The organism is Pseudomonas sp. Tav-5-1A, assembly GCF_055755055.1.
On the sequence record NZ_CM146901.1, the window covers coordinates 463531 to 477854 of the forward strand.

Genomic DNA, 14324 nt, shown 5'->3' on the forward strand with positions numbered 1-14324 from the left:
GGTCGCAGATGGCTTGGAAGCGCAACCGCGCTACTATAGCCAGCATTATCACTTGAGCGGGACTGGTTGGATGACGCAAATCAGCGTTGAGCGCAAACATGGCCTTGGGCGCGATGCGGCCCGGCAGAAAGCCGAGGTGCTGGTGGACAAGCTGGCCAGGGAATATGACCTGCAGGCCCGGTGGGACGGGGATGTGGTGGAGGTCAAGCGTAGCGGCGCCAGCGGTACCATCCGCATCGGTGAGGACACCATCCGCGTGGACCTGAAGCTGGGCATGATGCTGTCGATCATGGGCTCGTCGATCAAGGGCGAGATCGAGAAGGCGCTGGATAAAGCGCTGGTAGGCTGACCCGTAGCAGCTGCCGCCAGGCGGCGTCAGCGGCTTGCGCGGTGCCTGTGACGCGGCCTTGCGGCCGCTGCTACAGGGGTTTTGGTTACTTCTGGACTACGGCGGTGCCGTCGGCCTTGGGCGCGATGGTGGCGTAGTCACGCAGGGTCTTGGGGTTGTACGGGTCGCCGATCAAGCGCGGGCGCGCCACGAACTTGTCGTTGACGATGCTCTTGGTCGGGTCCCATTCGTTGAAGCTCAGGCCCGCCAGGTCTGCCCACGTGTGGATCAGGTTCTGGGTGCTGTACGGCCGGTTGGCGTCGCCCTGGAAGCCCCACGCGTGGTCAGCCTTCCATTTCGGCGAGGCGTAGACCATGAACGGAATGGTGTACATGGCCGAGGTCGGATTGCCTTCGTTGCGGCCCAGGTTGGTGTGGTCGCCCGAGTCGTACACGTCTTCGCCGTGGTCGGACAGGTACAGCAGGAAGCCGTTCGGGTCGGCGGCCTGGTAGTTCTTGATCAGGCTCGACACCACGAAGTCGTTGTACAGCACCGCGTTGTCGTAGTCGTTGTAGGTTTGCAGGCGTTCGCCGGTGATCGACGGCGGCACGCCGACGTTGTCCTTGAACTTGTCGAACTCTGGCGGGAAGCGGTACTGGTAGCTGACGTGGGTGCCCAGCAGGTGGATCACGATCAGCTTGCGCGGTGCGCTGTCGGCCAGGGCCTTGGTGAACGGCTCGATCACGTCGCCGTCGTACTGGCGGGCGTTCTGGTTGCGGTTGTTGTTCATGTACGACTGCTCGTCCGCCTGCGCAGAGAAGGTGGTGAGCATGGTGTTGCGCTTGGTCAGGGTCTGCTGGTTGGTGATCCAGAAGGTCTTGTAGCCCGCCTGCTTCATCATCTTGACGATGGACGGCGTCTTCAGGAACAGGTCCGGGTGCTCTTCGTCGGCGAAGGTCAGCACCTGCTGCAGCGCCTCGATGGTGTAGGGGCGCGGGGTGACCACGTCGTTGAAGATGCTCAGCTGGTCGCGCATCTTGCTCAATTCGGGGTTGGTGTCACGGCCATAGCCGTACAGGCTCATGTGGCCGCGGTTGGTCGACTCGCCAATCACCAGCACCAGGGTGGACGGCTGGCCGGCAGCCGTGTCCTTGAGGTTGGTCAGCGGCGGGATCTTCGCGTCCAGCGCCAGCATGTCCTGCATGCCGTCCAGCTGCTTGAGGTAGTTGTTGTAGCCGATCACCAGCTGCCACGGCACCGCAGGCTCCATGCGGCCCTGGAAGTTTTCCATGCCGTTCTCGAAGCCGCCTTTCTTCTTCACCGCCTTCACCAGCGGCCACACCACCAGGCCCAGGATCAGCGCCAGGCTCACCGCGATGGCCTTGGTGGTGCTGATGCGCACCGGGCGCAGGCGGGTCCAGATGAACACCGGCACCGCCGCGTAGAGCAGGAAGGTCGGCACCATCCACCACTGGAAGTACTGGCCCAGGTACTCGCCGGCTTCAGCGTTGTTGGACTCGAACATGATGAAGATCACGCTCTGGGAGAACTCCTGGTGGTACACCAGGAAGTAGAACAGGCTGCCCAGCGAGCACAGGAACAGCACGATGCCGATGACCGCGGCGATTACCTTGGTGCGCGAAGGGAACAGCAGCACCGGGATCAGCCACAGGGCGCTGAGGAAGAAGGCGTCACGGAAGCCCTGGAAACCGGTGGTGCCGGCGGCCAGGATCAGCGCCTGGGTCACGCCCGAGAAGTACCAGAAGAACAGGAAAAGCCAGCCCAGTCCTGCCCAATCGGTGCGGGCGCGGCGGGCAACTGCGGGGGATGCGGTGGTCATGTGGGTTCCAACTCTCGGCGATCAGGCGCCGGAGTCAGCTGCCCGAAATCAAAAACGACACGCATGCTACGACGTCATATGTGAGTTTTTTGTCAAAACCCTGAATATTTCGTGACAAACGGATTTTGGTGCTTAGGGTGAGCATTCTAATTTTTGTCATTAAGGTGTGCCTATGCCCTGTGGTCGGGTGGGCAATCCTCCCTCTTTACAAGCATGAGGTGCACCATGGCAAAAGCGATCCTGAAGAAGAAGGTCCAGGTTCCGGCGGAACACGCCGCCGGTGAGGTTCGTTCCTACGCCCGCAAGATCTGGCTGGCCGGTATCGGTGCCTACGCCAAGGCCGGCAAGGAAGGCGTCAGCTACATCAAGGAGCTGATCAAGACCGGTGAAGACGTGGAAAAGACCGGCAAGAAAAAGATCGACGCCGAGATCAAGGCCGCCAACACCGAGATCGCCGAAGTGAAGGGCGAGGTGAAGGCCGAGCTCAAGTCCGTGAAGGGCAAGGTCGAGCTGCAGCTCGATCGCATCGAAAGCGCATTTGATTCCCGGGTAGCCAGTGCCTTGAACCGCATCGGCATCCCGTCCCGGCATGACGTTGAGACACTCTCTGCTAAGCTCGATGAGCTGACGGCATTGCTTCAACGTGTCGAGCGCAAACATTAAGGAGAGCAGGATGGCTGGCAAGAAGAAGGTTGAGAAAGAAGGCAGCTCCTGGGTCGGCGAAGTAGAAAAATACTCGCGTCAGATCTGGCTGGCTGGTTTGGGCGCTTACTCGAAGATCAGCAATGACGGCAGTAAGCTTTTCGAGAACCTGGTCAAGGACGGCGAAAAAGCCGAGCAACAGGCCAAGGAAGAAGTCGACAAGGGCGTGGACTCGGTGAAGTCCACCGCCAAGACCGCCAAGTCGCGGGTGGGCGATGTGAAAGAACGCGCGCTGGGCAAGTGGAGCGAGCTGGAAGAAGCGTTCGACAAGCGCCTGAACAGCGCCATTTCGCGCCTGGGCGTGCCTAGCCGCCTGGAAGTGAAGCAGCTGCACAGCAAGGTCGATACCCTGACCAAGCAGATCGAGAAGCTCACCGGGCAGTCGGTGACGCCGATCTCCAGCCGCACCGCTGCTGCCAAGCCTGCGGCCAAACCGCTGGCCAAGGCCGCTTCCACCGCCAAGGCCGCCACCAAGGCGGTGGCCAAGCCAGTTGCGGCGAAAACCGCGGCAGCGGCCAAGACCGCCACCAAGGCAGCCGCCAAGCCAGTCGCTGCCGCCAAGGCCGCCGCCAAGCCTGCTGCCAAGCCGGCGGCGAAAAAGCCTGCGGTGAAAAAACCGGCAGCCGCCAAGCCGGCCGGTCCGGCCGCCAGCGCTGCCCCGGCGTCCACCGCCAACAGCGCCGCCGCCCCGTCAGCGCCAGCGCCAAGCAGCGCGTCGGCCCCGGCAAGCGCCCCGCAGTCCTGATAGCCTCAGGCTGACCAAACGCCCGGCCCCGCAAAGGCCGGGCGTTTTTATTTGCCTCCGTAGCAGCAACTGTCTTGTGGGAGCTGGCTTGCCAGCGAGCTTTTATGGCCCCAACAACTCGCTGGCAAGCCAGCTCCCACAGGATGCCGCGTCAGCCCTCCAAGTAGCGCAGGGCGATGCGTTCGGCGGCGTGCCTCGGCTCGGGGTGCAGGTGCGGGGCCACCAGCATCATGATCTGGTACACCACCACGCCCACCTCGCCGTCGCGGCCCAGGATGCGCTGGTAGTCCAGGGAAAACACCAGGGTCAGGGTGATCTGCTCCACCAGTTGCCCCAGGGCCTGGGTGTCGCTGGTGACCTGGCCCTGGGCCTTGAGGCTGGCCAGCAGCGAGGCCAGGGTGCGCTTGATGCCGTTGAGCAGGCTGCGCACGCCGCGCGCCAGCTTGGGCAGGCGCCCGGCCAGGTTGGACAGGTCCTGGAACAGGAAGCGGTACTGGGCCATGCGCTCCACGATCAGGTGCAGGAACAGCCAGTAGTCCTCGGCGCTGAGTTCCACGTGTTCGGGTGGGTCCAGCAGCGGTGTCAGCTCATCTTCGAAACGCTCGAACAACCCCAGTATCAACGGCTCCTTGCCGTGGAAGTGGTAGTAGAGGTTGCCGGGGCTGATCCCCATTTCATTGGCGATCTCCATGGTCGAGACATTGGGTTCGCCCTGCTGGTTGAACAGCTGCAGGGCACACGCCAGGATACGGTCGCGGGTTTTCATCCGGTTTCTTGTCAGTCCTTGAGCAAAAAGTCAGCGCACCAGCACATAGGTACCTGGCGCGGCGTCCAGGGTCGGGTAGGTGGCACTGCCGAGGGCCATCTGGGTCTCGCGCTGGGTGCCCGAGCGCGCTTGAATCCAGCTCAGCCATTCCGGCCACCAGCTGCCTTCGACATGCTTGGCGTCGTAGTACCACGCCCGCGGGTCGCTGCTCAGGCGGGTGTTTTCCACGTAGTTGGCCTTGGGGTTGCCCGGCGGGTTGAGGATGCTTTGCACGTGGCCGCTGTTGGACAGGATGAACCGGCGCTCGCCGCCCAGCAGCAGGGTGGAGCGGTAGACCGCGTCCCACGGGGTGATGTGGTCGTTGATGCCGGCCACGCTGAAGCTGTCCACGGTAACCTTGGACAGGTCGATGGCCGTGCCGCACACCTCCAGGCCGCCGGAGTGGCTGAGCGGGTTGTGCTTGAAGAAGTCCAGCAGGTCGCCGTGCAGCGCGGCGGGCAGGCGCGTGGTGTCGTTGTTCCAGTAGAGGATGTCGAACGGCGGCGGGGTCTTGCCCAGCAGGTAGTTGTTGACGAAGTAATTCCAGATCAGGTCGTTGGGGCGCATCCAGGCGAACACCCGGGCCATGTCGCGGCCGTCCAGCACGCCGTGCTGGTAGGAGCGGCGCTTGGCCGCTTCCAGCGCCTGTTCGTCGATGAACAGCGCCGCCGGGCTTTCGATCTGGCTGTCCAGCAGGCTCACAAGGTAGGTGGCGCTGGCCACGCGGCGGCCCTGGCGCTTGGCCTGCAGCACGCCTTGCAGGGCCGCCATGGTCAGGCCGCCGGCGCAGGCGCCGATCAGGTTCACGTCGCGCGAGGCGGTGATGGAGCGGCAGACGTTCACTGCTTCCTCCAGCGCCTCGACGTAGGTGGACAGCCCCCACTCGCGATGGCGGGCATCGGGGTTGCGCCAACTGATGGTGAACACCTGCAGGCCGTTCTTCAGCGCGTACTGGACGAAGCTGTTGGTGGGGCTGAGGTCAAACACGTAGTACTTGTTGATCTGCGGCGGCACGATCAGCAGCGGCTTGGCGTACTGCTTCTCGCTCATGGGCTTGTACTGGATCAGCTCCAGCAGTTCGTTGCGAAACACCACTGCGCCGGGCGTGGTGGCCACGCTCTTGCCCACCTCGAACGCCTCGCGGCTGACCTGGCGGGGCAGGCCGTCGTTGTGGCGCAGGTCGTCGAGCAGGTGGCCGATGCCCTTGATCACGCTGGTGCCGCCCGAATTGAACAGCTCCTTGAGCGCCAGCGGGTTGAGCAGCGAGTTGGTGGGCGACATGGCGTCGTTGATCAGCGCGAAGACGAAGTGCGCGCGCACGCGGTCGTCCTCGGGCAGGCCGCTTTCGTCGATCCAGGCCTTCACCTCCTTCTGCCAGCTGAGGTAGGCCTGTAGCCCGCGGCGGTAGAAGGGGTTGAGGCTCCAGGTGGGGTCGCTGAAGCGGCTGTCCTTGGGGTTGGGCTGGTGCAGCGTGTCGCCCATCAGTACCCGGCTCAGCTGGCTGCCCAGGCGCAGGGCATGGCGGGCAGTGAGCACCGGGTGCAGCAGGCTGTGGCGGCCTACGCTGCGCAGGGTCGAAACCAGGTCACGACCCCGCAGCCCGGTGATCGCGCTCTGGGCGTTCATAAAGGTGGCAGCGATGGGCGTGTGCCCCTTGGCTGGTTTCTCTTTCATGCGTCAACACTCCTTCGTCGGGCCTTCTACCAACACATGGGTGCAAGCGCCGTGCAGCACGCTTGCGTTGATCGCGTTGGCAGCACTCCGGCCACGCACGCGACAACCAGCGGCCCCTCAGGGGCCGCGAAATGGCGCCGGTTGCGGGTGCATCACCGCGCGTTGGCGCTCTTCCTGGAGAAACTTCATGATGATCGGCGCGACGGCTTCCGCCCGGGTAATCAGGAACAGGTGGCCGTCGTCGATTATGTGTAGTTGGGCGTTGGGAATGCGCCAGGCCAGCAGGCGCATATTGATCAGCGGGATCAGCGGGTCATCGTCGCCGGCCAGCACCAGGGTCGGCTGGTGGATCTTGTGCAGCCAGTGGATGCTGGTCCAGCCCAGCCCGGCGAACAGCTGCCAGTAGTAGCCCAGCTTGCCCGAGGAACGCACCTTGGCGGCGTGGTTCATGGCCAGGTCCGGGTCGCGGCGGAACGCGCCGCCGTAGATCTCCGGGGCAATGCGCACCACGTGCGAGGGCTGGATGTAGCGCCGCGGGCTGGCCATCATCCACAGTACCTTGGGCTTGCCCGGCACCATCACCGCGCCGGCCGCCGTGGCCGCCAGCACCAGTTTCTTGCAGCGCTCGGGGTAGTCGTAGGCGAACTGCTGGGCCAGCGCGCCGCCCCACGACACGCCAATGGCGTTCACCTGGCCGTAGTCCAGGTAGTCGAGCATGCGCGCGGTCAGGCGTGCCAGCCCCGGGAACCGGTAGGGGTAGCTGGGCGTGGAGGAGCCACCGACCCCGGGCACGTCGAACGCAATCACTTCCAGGTCAGGGTCCAGCGCCTGCACGAAGGGGAATACCAGCTCCAGGTTGGCGCCGATGCCGTTGAAAATCAGCAGTGGGGTCAAATGCGGCTTGCCTGGCCTTACCGCGGTGCGGATGGCCTGGCCATCCAGATCCACGGTCCGGAAGATGTACTGTTCCTGCATGCATCAAGCCCTATAAGGTTGTGCCGCCACGCCAATTGTCGTGGCGGTTCTCGGACGGGCCTGGCGCCTCAGCGCTCGTGCACGTAAGTCCCGGGTGAAGCCTCCCCGGCCGGGTACGCCTTGTTGCCCAGCTTGAGTGGCGCCTTTTTCAGTTCCCCTGAACGTTCGGTCAACCAGGCTGCCCAGTACAACCACCAGGAATCGGTGTGCTTGGTCGAATCCTCCTGCCACTGCACGGGGGTGGACGTCAGCTCGCTATTGGTCATGAACCGCGCCTTGGGGTTGCCCGGCGGGTTGAGAATGCTCTGGATATGACCGCTGCTCGACAGCACGAACTCCACCTTGCCGCCAAACAGTTGTGCTGATTTGTAGCACGAAGTCCATGGCGTGATGTGATCGTTGGTGCCCGCCAGGCAGAAAATATCGCTGTCCACCTGCTTCAGGTCGATGGCGGTGCCGCAGACCTCCAGGGCGTTGGCGCGGGTCAGCGGGTTGTTCTTGAACATTTCGATCAGGTCGCCGTGGAAGGCGGCCGGCAGGCGCGTGGTGTCGTTGTTCCAGAACAGGATGTCGAACACCGGCGGCTCGTTGCCCATCAGGTAGTTGTTGACCCAGTAGTTCCAGATCAGGTCGTTGGGGCGCATCCAGGCGAAGATCTTCGCCATGTCCTTGCCTTCCAGCACGCCCGATTGGTAGGAGTGGCGCTTGGCCGCCTCCAGGGTCTGCTCGTCGACGAACAGCGCCACCTGAGTGTCCAGGGTGGTGTCGAGCACGCTCACCAGCAGGGTCAGGGCGTTCACCTTGCGCTCGCCCAAGGCGGCGTAGTGGCCCAGCAGCGCGGTGCAGGTGATGCCGCCCGAGCAGGCGCCGAGCATGTTCAAGTCCTTGCTGCCGGTGACGGCCAGCACCACGTCCACCGCTTCCTTGAGGGCGTCGATGTAGGTCGACAGGCCCCACTCGCGCTGCGCCTTGGTAGGGTTGCGCCAGCTGATGATGAAGGTCTGCACGTTGCTGCGCAGGCAGAAGCGCGCCAGGCTCTTCTCGGGGCTGAGGTCGAACACGTAGAACTTGTTGATCTGCGGCGGTACCACCAGCAGCGGCCGTTCCAGGGTCTGCTCGGTGATGGGGCTGTACTGGATCAGCTCCAGCACGTCGTTGCGGTAGATCACCGCGCCCTCGCTGGTGCCCAGGTTCTTGCCCACCTCGAACGCGTCCATGTTGACCTGGCTGGGCATGCCGCCGTTGTTCACCAGGTCCTTGGCCAGGTGCGACAGGCCGTCGAGCAGGCTCTTGCCGCCGGTCTCGAAGAAGCGCTTCACCGCTGCCGGGTTGGCCATGGTGTTGGTGGGCGCCATGGCCTCGGTCATCAGGTTGATGACGAAGTGGGCGCGGGCGATGTCCTGGGCCGAGAGGTTGCTCTCGCCCGCCCAGTCGTGAAGCTCCTTGCGCCACGCCAGGTAGGTCTGCAGGTAGCGGCGGTACAGGGGGTTCTGGCTCCAGGCCGGGTCACCGAAACGACGGTCATCGTTTTCCGGTACCAGGCTGGATTTGCCGAAGATCACGTTCTTCAGTTCGATGCCAAAATGGGCCACGTGCTTGGCACTGTGCAGCGGCTGCTTGAGAGCCTGCCGCAAAATCATGCGCGCAGAGCTGAGCAGATCCTTGCCGCGCAAGCCGATGACAGGGTTCAGGCCCAGAGTATTTTCCGAGGCCTGGTACTTCAGTTCATCGTTGTTCTTGTTACTCATCTACGACGCTCCGTTGTCCTGAGACGAGTACTGGTGGGACTGTGCCGACAGCGCAGCCGCGAGCCAGTACTACTGCCCGGGTGACCAGTGATAGCGAACAGTTGTGTAACGACTGGCCGGGCGATGCATCGCGGAGTCTTGCTGGCAATCCTGCGCCTGCGGAAGGCTACCTTCTCTCGCAACGTCCGAACCCGACCAGTACCCTGAGTGATGCAGGGAACTTGCCACTTCCATTGGTTACCCGACTTTGTACGAAATCGCAAGCGACCGTTGTAGGACCGCTGCCAAGGCATTCAAGCAAATAGAATTAGAAAATGCTCTCTAGAAAATCCGAGCCGCGGGCTAGAGCATCAGTTTGACTACCGACAATGCGGGGTCGCGGGTCTTGCCGGCTTTTTGCAGCTCGTCGAGGTAATCCGCCCACAGTTGCTCCTGGCGAATCGACAGCTGGTAGAGGTAGTCCCAGGTGAACAGGCCGCTGTCGTGGCCGTCGTCGAACGTCAATTTTAGTGCGTACTGGCCGGCCGGCTCTATTTTGGACAGGCCAACGCCCAGCTTGCCGAACTGCAGGATGGGGTTGCCGTGGCCCTGGACCTCGGCGGAGGGAGAGTGCACGCGCAGGAATTCGGCGGGCAGGTGGTACACCTCGCCAGGGCCGTAGGTGAGGCTCAAGGTCTTCGAGGCTTTGTGCAGGTTGATGGCGGTGGGGAGCTTGGTCATCGATACAGGGCTCTGAAGTTCAGGTCGCCCTTGTGGGAGCTGGCTTGCCAGCGAGCTTTTCGCTTCTAAAAGCTCGCTGGCAAGCCAGCTCCCACAGCACAGGTGCTACGGGCAGGTCTTGCCTTACAGGATATACCGAGACAGGTCTTCGTTCTGGGCCAATTCGCCCAGGTGGCTGTTCACGTACTCGGCGTCGATGCGGATCGGCGTCTCGTCGTGGGCGCTGGCCAGGTCGCCAGCGCTGAAGGACACTTCTTCCAGCAGGCGTTCGAGCAGCGTGTGCAGGCGGCGGGCACCGATGTTCTCGGTCTTCTCGTTGACCTGGAAGGCGATCTCGGCCAGGCGCTTGATGCCCTCGGGCGCGAACTCGATGTTCAGGCCTTCGGTCTTCAGCAGCTCGCGGTACTGCTCGGTCAGCGAGGCGTGCGGCTCTTGCAGGATGCGCTCGAAGTCTTCCGGGGTCAGGGCCTTGAGTTCCACGCGGATCGGCAGGCGGCCTTGCAGCTCGGGCACCAGGTCGCTTGGCTTGCTCAGGTGGAAGGCGCCGCTGGCGATGAACAGGATGTGGTCGGTCTTGACCATGCCCAGCTTGGTGTTCACGGTGCAGCCTTCGATCAGCGGCAGCAGGTCGCGCTGCACGCCTTCACGGGACACATCGGCGCCGCCGACGTTGCCGCGCTTGGCCACCTTGTCGATCTCGTCGATGAACACGATGCCGTGTTGCTCGACTGCTTCCAGGGCCTTGGCCTTGAGCTCTTCCTCGTTCACCAGGCGACCGGCTTCTTCCTCGCGCACCAGCTTCAGGGCTTCCTTCACCTTGAGCTTGCGGGCTTTCTTCTTGCCCTTGCCCATGTTGGCGAACAGGTTCTGCAGCTGGTTGGTCATCTCTTCCATGCCCGGTGGCGCGGAAATGTCGACGCCCATGGCTTCGGCCACTTCGATCTCGATTTCCTTGTCATCCAGCTGGCCTTCGCGCAGGCGCTTGCGGAACAGCTGGCGGGTGTTGGAGTCGGTGCTGTGGGTCTGGTCTTCGTTGAAGCCCATGCGTGCCGGCGGCAGCAGGGCGTCGAGGATGCGCTCTTCGGCGGCGTCTTCGGCGCGGTGCTGCACGCGGGTGATCTCCTGCTCGCGCAGCAGCTTCAGGGCGGCGTCGGCCAGGTCGCGGATGATCGACTCGACGTCGCGGCCCACGTAGCCCACTTCGGTGAACTTGGTGGCTTCGACCTTGATGAACGGCGCGTTGGCCAGCTTAGCCAGGCGGCGGGCGATCTCGGTCTTGCCCACGCCGGTAGGGCCGATCATCAGGATGTTCTTGGGCGTCACTTCAACGCGCAGCTCGGCCGGCAGCTGCATGCGGCGCCAGCGGTTGCGCAGGGCGATGGCGACGGCGCGCTTGGCATCGTCCTGGCCGATGATGTGGCGGTTGAGTTCGTGGACGATCTCGCGGGGGGTCATGGACATGATATGTGGCGGTCCTCTAGCGGTGCTGACAAGCGTGGGAAGGCCCGGCCGCAGCCGGGCGCCAGAACAACTTGTTACTCCGCGAGGTCCTGCTCCTCGATGGTCAGGTTGTGGTTGGTGAACACGCAGATGTCGCCGGCAATACCCAGTGCGGTCTCGGCGATTTCGCGGGCCGACAAGTCGGTTTTCATCAGCAGCGCGCGGGCAGCGGCTTGTGCGAACGCGCCACCGGAACCCATGGCGATCAGGCCGTCCTCGGGTTCGACGACGTCGCCGTTGCCGGTGATGATCAAGGAGGCGTCCTTGTTGGCCACGGCAAGCATGGCTTCCAGGCGGCTCAGGGAACGGTCGGTACGCCATTCCTTGGCCAGCTCGACGGCGGCGCGCACGAGGTGGCCCTGGTGTTTCTCCAGTTGGCCTTCAAAACGCTCGAACAGCGTGAAGGCGTCGGCGGTGGCACCGGCAAAACCGGCGATTACCTGGCCGTGGTACAGGCGACGCACTTTCTTGGCGTTGCCTTTCATCACGGTATTACCGAGGGAAACCTGGCCGTCGCCGCCCATGACGACTTTGCCGTGGCGACGAACTGAAACGATGGTGGTCAAGGGGAGAGTCTCCACGCAGCGGGGCGAAAATGCCCTGATGGAAACTCATATGGGGGTGCGGTTGGCTATTTCAACCTTGGGGGATGAGCGGTGGTGTTGCGAATGCCCGTAGCCGCTGCCGCCAGGCTGCGCTGGCCCTTGTGTTCGCTGAAGATCTCCAGTGAATGACAGGGCCGGCGCAGCCTGGCGGCAGCGGCTACTGGCTACTGGCTACTGGCGGGTCTGGCGTTGTTGTAACAGCAAGTTGCTGAAACCGCTGCCCGACAGCTGCTTCTGCGCCACGGTCAGCTGTTCGCGGTTGCTGAACGGGCCGACCAGCACCCGGTACCAGGTCTCGTCCTTCACGGTGCCAGATTCAACCGCCACCGCCTGGCCCAGCAGGATGATCTGCGCGCGCACGCGGTCCGCATCGGACTGCTTGCGGAACGAGCCGGCCTGCAGGAAGAACTGCGTGGTGGCTGCCGGCTTGATCACCGCCGGTGCTGGCGGCGGCGTCTGCCCCGACAGCGCCGCCTGGGCGCGCGCGGTGTCGATCTTCGCCGCTTCCGCCGGGGTGACCGGTGGTTGCGCCGGCACCGGCGGGGTTTTCTCCGGCACGGCTTCAGGCGGCACGATCACTTCCGACTCGGGCAGCAGGGTGTAGAAGTCGTACTTGGGCTTCACCGGCGCCTGCGGGCTTGGCGGCGTCTTGTTGGCCTCGGCGATCTTGTCGGCCTTGGCCTGCTCGGGTTTCACCCGCTTGACGTCGTCATGCCCCGGCTCCAGCTTCATCAGGAAGACGATGAAGGCGCCGACCGTGAGGCCGACCGCCATCCATACCCAACCCGGGATCGGCTTTTTCGCTGGAGCGGAGTTTCGGCTGGCGCCACGCTTGGGAGCAGGTTTTTTCTTGGCAACCAACTTACATGCGCTCCAGAGTTTCCAGGCCCAGCAGTTCCAGGCCTTGCTTGAGGGTGCGACCGGTCAGGGCGGCCAGGCGCAGGCGGCTTTGTTGCTGGGCCGGGGTATCGGCGGCCAGCACCGGGCAGTTCTCGTAAAAGCTGGAGAACAGGCCGGCGACGTCGTACAGGTAGGTGCACAGCACGTGCGGGGTGCCCTTTTCAGCGACGTTGTTCAGGATTTCAGCGAACTGCGCCAGCTTGGCGGCCAGTTCGTGCTCCTGCGGCGCTTCCAGCACGATCTCGCCTTCGACGTCGGCGAAGCTCTTGCCCAGCTTGCGGAACACGCCGGCAGTACGGGTGTAGGCGTACAGCAGGTACGGGGCGGTGTTGCCTTCGAAATTCAGCATCAGGTCGAAGTTGAAGCTGTAGTCGCTGGTGCGGTGCTTGGACAGGTCGGCGTATTTCACCGAGTCGATGCCCACTACCTTGGCGATGGCGCGCAGTTCTTCCTCGGCCAGTTCCGGGTTCTTTTCCTTCACCAGCGCGTAGGCGCGTTCCTGGGCTTCGGTCAGCAGGTCGATCAGCTTCACGGTGCCGCCGTCACGGGTCTTGAACGGGCGGCCGTCGGCGCCGTTCATGGTGCCGAAGCCCATGTGCTCCATGTCCATCGGGTGGGTGACGAAGCCGGCCTTGCGGGCCACGGCGAACACTTGCTGGAAGTGCAGGGCCTGGCGCTGGTCGACGAAGTACAGGGCGCGGTCGGCGGCCAGCTTGCCGCTGCGGTAGCGCACGGCGGCCAGGTCAGTGGTGGCGTACAGGTAGCCACCGTCGGCCTTGACGATGATCACCGGCAGCGGCTCGCCCTCGGCGTTCTTGAACTCGTCGAGGAACACGCACTGGGCGCCGTTGCTTTCGACCAGCAGGCCGGCGGCCTTGAGGTCGTTGACCACGTTGATCAGGTCGTCGTTATAGGCGCTTTCGCCCATCACGTCGGCCATGGTCAGCTTGACGTTCAGCAGCTCGTAGATCTTCTGGCAGTGCGACAGCGAGATGTCCTTGAACTTGGTCCACAGGGCCAGGCAGTCCGGGTCACCGGCCTGCAGCTTGACCACCAGGCCGCGGGCACGGTCGGCGAACTCTTCGGACTCGTCGAAGCGTTGCTTGGCGGCGCGGTAGAAGTTTTCCAGGTCCGACAGCTCGTCGCTGGTGATCGGGTTTTCCTGCAGGTACGCCATCAGCATGCCGAACTGGGTGCCCCAGTCGCCCACGTGGTTCTGGCGGATCACGGTGTCGCCGAGGAATTCCAGCACGCGGGCCACGCCGTCACCGATGATGGTGGAACGCAGGTGGCCGACGTGCATTTCCTTGGCCAGGTTGGGGGCCGACAGGTCGACCACCACGCGCTGGGTGGCGCCGGCCTTGCGCACGCCCAGCTGGGCGTCGGCCAGGGCGGCGTCCAGGCGGGCAGCCAGGGCCTGGGTGTTCTGGAAGAAGTTCAGGAAGCCGGGGCCGGCGATCTCGACCTTGCTGATCTGCGCGTCGGCAGGCAGGGCGGCGATCAGTTTTTCGGCCAGGTCGCGTGGTTTCAGGCCGGCCGGCTTGGCCAGCATCATGGCGATGTTGCTGGCGAAGTCGCCGTTCTTCTTGTCGCGGGCGTTTTCCACCTGGATCGCTGGCGTCAGCCCTTCAGGCAACACACCTTCCGTGACGAGTTGGGTGAGGGCTTGTTGAATCAGCTGGCGAATGGTGTCTTTCATGGTCTTCTCGTTCGACCGCATGGGCGGGCGGCGCCTGGAAGCGCGGGTGGAAAAACTGGATATTATCCGGTGCCAAGGTTGGC

13 protein-coding genes are annotated in these 14324 nt (G+C 63.7%); 3 read left to right on the forward strand and 10 right to left on the reverse strand.

Going from position 1 to position 14324, the window contains the following annotated elements; translation table 11 throughout:
- Nucleotides 1-70: 70 nt before the first annotated feature.
- Entirely contained in the window at nucleotides 71-349 is a 279-nt protein-coding gene (locus AC0J42_RS02235) for a polyhydroxyalkanoic acid system family protein (RefSeq protein ID WP_473005140.1), read from the forward strand.
- Nucleotides 350-434: 85 nt separating this feature from the next.
- Here AC0J42_RS02235 and cptA read toward each other — a convergent pair whose 3' ends face one another.
- Nucleotides 435-2168, reverse strand: a complete 1734-nt coding sequence (gene cptA / locus AC0J42_RS02240; protein ID WP_416422041.1) for a phosphoethanolamine transferase CptA — start codon at nucleotides 2166-2168, stop codon at nucleotides 435-437.
- A 225-nt stretch (nucleotides 2169-2393) separates the two neighbouring features.
- On the opposite strand from cptA, the gene AC0J42_RS02245 reads away from it, so the two are divergent.
- Nucleotides 2394-2831: a phasin family protein gene (locus AC0J42_RS02245; RefSeq protein WP_416422042.1), complete on the forward strand. Its 438-nt coding sequence runs from the start codon at nucleotides 2394-2396 to the stop codon at nucleotides 2829-2831.
- Between the two features lie 10 nt (nucleotides 2832-2841).
- Entirely contained in the window at nucleotides 2842-3615 is a 774-nt protein-coding gene (locus AC0J42_RS02250; protein ID WP_416422043.1) for a phasin family protein, read from the forward strand.
- 151 nt (nucleotides 3616-3766) lie between these two features.
- Here AC0J42_RS02250 and AC0J42_RS02255 read toward each other — a convergent pair whose 3' ends face one another.
- The 9 genes from AC0J42_RS02255 to argS all read right to left on the reverse strand — a co-directional run bounded on the left by AC0J42_RS02255 (nucleotide 3767) and on the right by argS (nucleotide 14241).
- Complete coding sequence (locus tag AC0J42_RS02255; RefSeq protein ID WP_416422044.1) at nucleotides 3767-4381, reverse strand: TetR/AcrR family transcriptional regulator; 615 nt, start codon at nucleotides 4379-4381, stop codon at nucleotides 3767-3769.
- Nucleotides 4382-4411: 30 nt separating this feature from the next.
- A complete protein-coding gene (phaC, locus tag AC0J42_RS02260; RefSeq protein ID WP_416422045.1) occupies nucleotides 4412-6094 on the reverse strand; it encodes a class II poly(R)-hydroxyalkanoic acid synthase in 1683 nt (560 codons plus the stop codon).
- Nucleotides 6095-6211: 117 nt separating this feature from the next.
- Nucleotides 6212-7069: a poly(3-hydroxyalkanoate) depolymerase gene (gene phaZ, locus AC0J42_RS02265; protein WP_416422046.1), complete on the reverse strand. Its 858-nt coding sequence runs from the start codon at nucleotides 7067-7069 to the stop codon at nucleotides 6212-6214.
- Between the two features lie 68 nt (nucleotides 7070-7137).
- The gene (gene phaC, locus AC0J42_RS02270) at nucleotides 7138-8817 is read right to left on the reverse strand and encodes a class II poly(R)-hydroxyalkanoic acid synthase (RefSeq protein WP_416422047.1); all 1680 of its coding nucleotides are present in this window, start codon (nucleotides 8815-8817) and stop codon (nucleotides 7138-7140) included.
- A gap of 342 nt (nucleotides 8818-9159) precedes the next feature.
- The gene (locus AC0J42_RS02275; protein WP_473005141.1) at nucleotides 9160-9537 is read right to left on the reverse strand and encodes a gamma-butyrobetaine hydroxylase family protein; all 378 of its coding nucleotides are present in this window, start codon (nucleotides 9535-9537) and stop codon (nucleotides 9160-9162) included.
- Nucleotides 9538-9660: 123 nt separating this feature from the next.
- Nucleotides 9661-10998, reverse strand: a complete 1338-nt coding sequence (gene hslU, locus AC0J42_RS02280; protein WP_416422049.1) for an ATP-dependent protease ATPase subunit HslU — start codon at nucleotides 10996-10998, stop codon at nucleotides 9661-9663.
- Nucleotides 10999-11072: 74 nt separating this feature from the next.
- The gene (hslV, locus tag AC0J42_RS02285) at nucleotides 11073-11603 is read right to left on the reverse strand and encodes an ATP-dependent protease subunit HslV (RefSeq protein ID WP_008368013.1); all 531 of its coding nucleotides are present in this window, start codon (nucleotides 11601-11603) and stop codon (nucleotides 11073-11075) included.
- 210 nt (nucleotides 11604-11813) lie between these two features.
- Entirely contained in the window at nucleotides 11814-12503 is a 690-nt protein-coding gene (locus AC0J42_RS02290; protein WP_416422050.1) for an SPOR domain-containing protein, read from the reverse strand.
- 1 nt (nucleotide 12504) lies between these two features.
- Nucleotides 12505-14241: an arginine--tRNA ligase gene (gene argS, locus AC0J42_RS02295; RefSeq protein WP_473005142.1), complete on the reverse strand. Its 1737-nt coding sequence runs from the start codon at nucleotides 14239-14241 to the stop codon at nucleotides 12505-12507.
- Nucleotides 14242-14324 lie beyond the last annotated feature (83 nt).

Excerpts from the sequence above, each read along its gene's own strand:
- AC0J42_RS02235 (WP_473005140.1), top strand. The coding sequence starts at position 71 with ATGACGCAAATCAGCGTTGAGCGCAAACATGGCCTTGGGCGCGATGCG.
- cptA (WP_416422041.1), bottom strand. The coding sequence starts at position 2,168 with ATGACCACCGCATCCCCCGCAGTTGCCCGCCGCGCCCGCACCGATTGG.
- AC0J42_RS02245 (WP_416422042.1), top strand. The coding sequence starts at position 2,394 with ATGGCAAAAGCGATCCTGAAGAAGAAGGTCCAGGTTCCGGCGGAACAC.
- AC0J42_RS02250 (WP_416422043.1), top strand. The coding sequence starts at position 2,842 with ATGGCTGGCAAGAAGAAGGTTGAGAAAGAAGGCAGCTCCTGGGTCGGC.
- AC0J42_RS02255 (WP_416422044.1), bottom strand. The coding sequence starts at position 4,381 with ATGAAAACCCGCGACCGTATCCTGGCGTGTGCCCTGCAGCTGTTCAAC.
- phaC (WP_416422045.1), bottom strand. The coding sequence starts at position 6,094 with ATGAAAGAGAAACCAGCCAAGGGGCACACGCCCATCGCTGCCACCTTT.
- phaZ (WP_416422046.1), bottom strand. The coding sequence starts at position 7,069 with ATGCAGGAACAGTACATCTTCCGGACCGTGGATCTGGATGGCCAGGCC.
- phaC (WP_416422047.1), bottom strand. The coding sequence starts at position 8,817 with ATGAGTAACAAGAACAACGATGAACTGAAGTACCAGGCCTCGGAAAAT.
- AC0J42_RS02275 (WP_473005141.1), bottom strand. The coding sequence starts at position 9,537 with ATGACCAAGCTCCCCACCGCCATCAACCTGCACAAAGCCTCGAAGACC.
- hslU (WP_416422049.1), bottom strand. The coding sequence starts at position 10,998 with ATGTCCATGACCCCCCGCGAGATCGTCCACGAACTCAACCGCCACATC.
- argS (WP_473005142.1), bottom strand. The coding sequence starts at position 14,241 with ATGAAAGACACCATTCGCCAGCTGATTCAACAAGCCCTCACCCAACTC.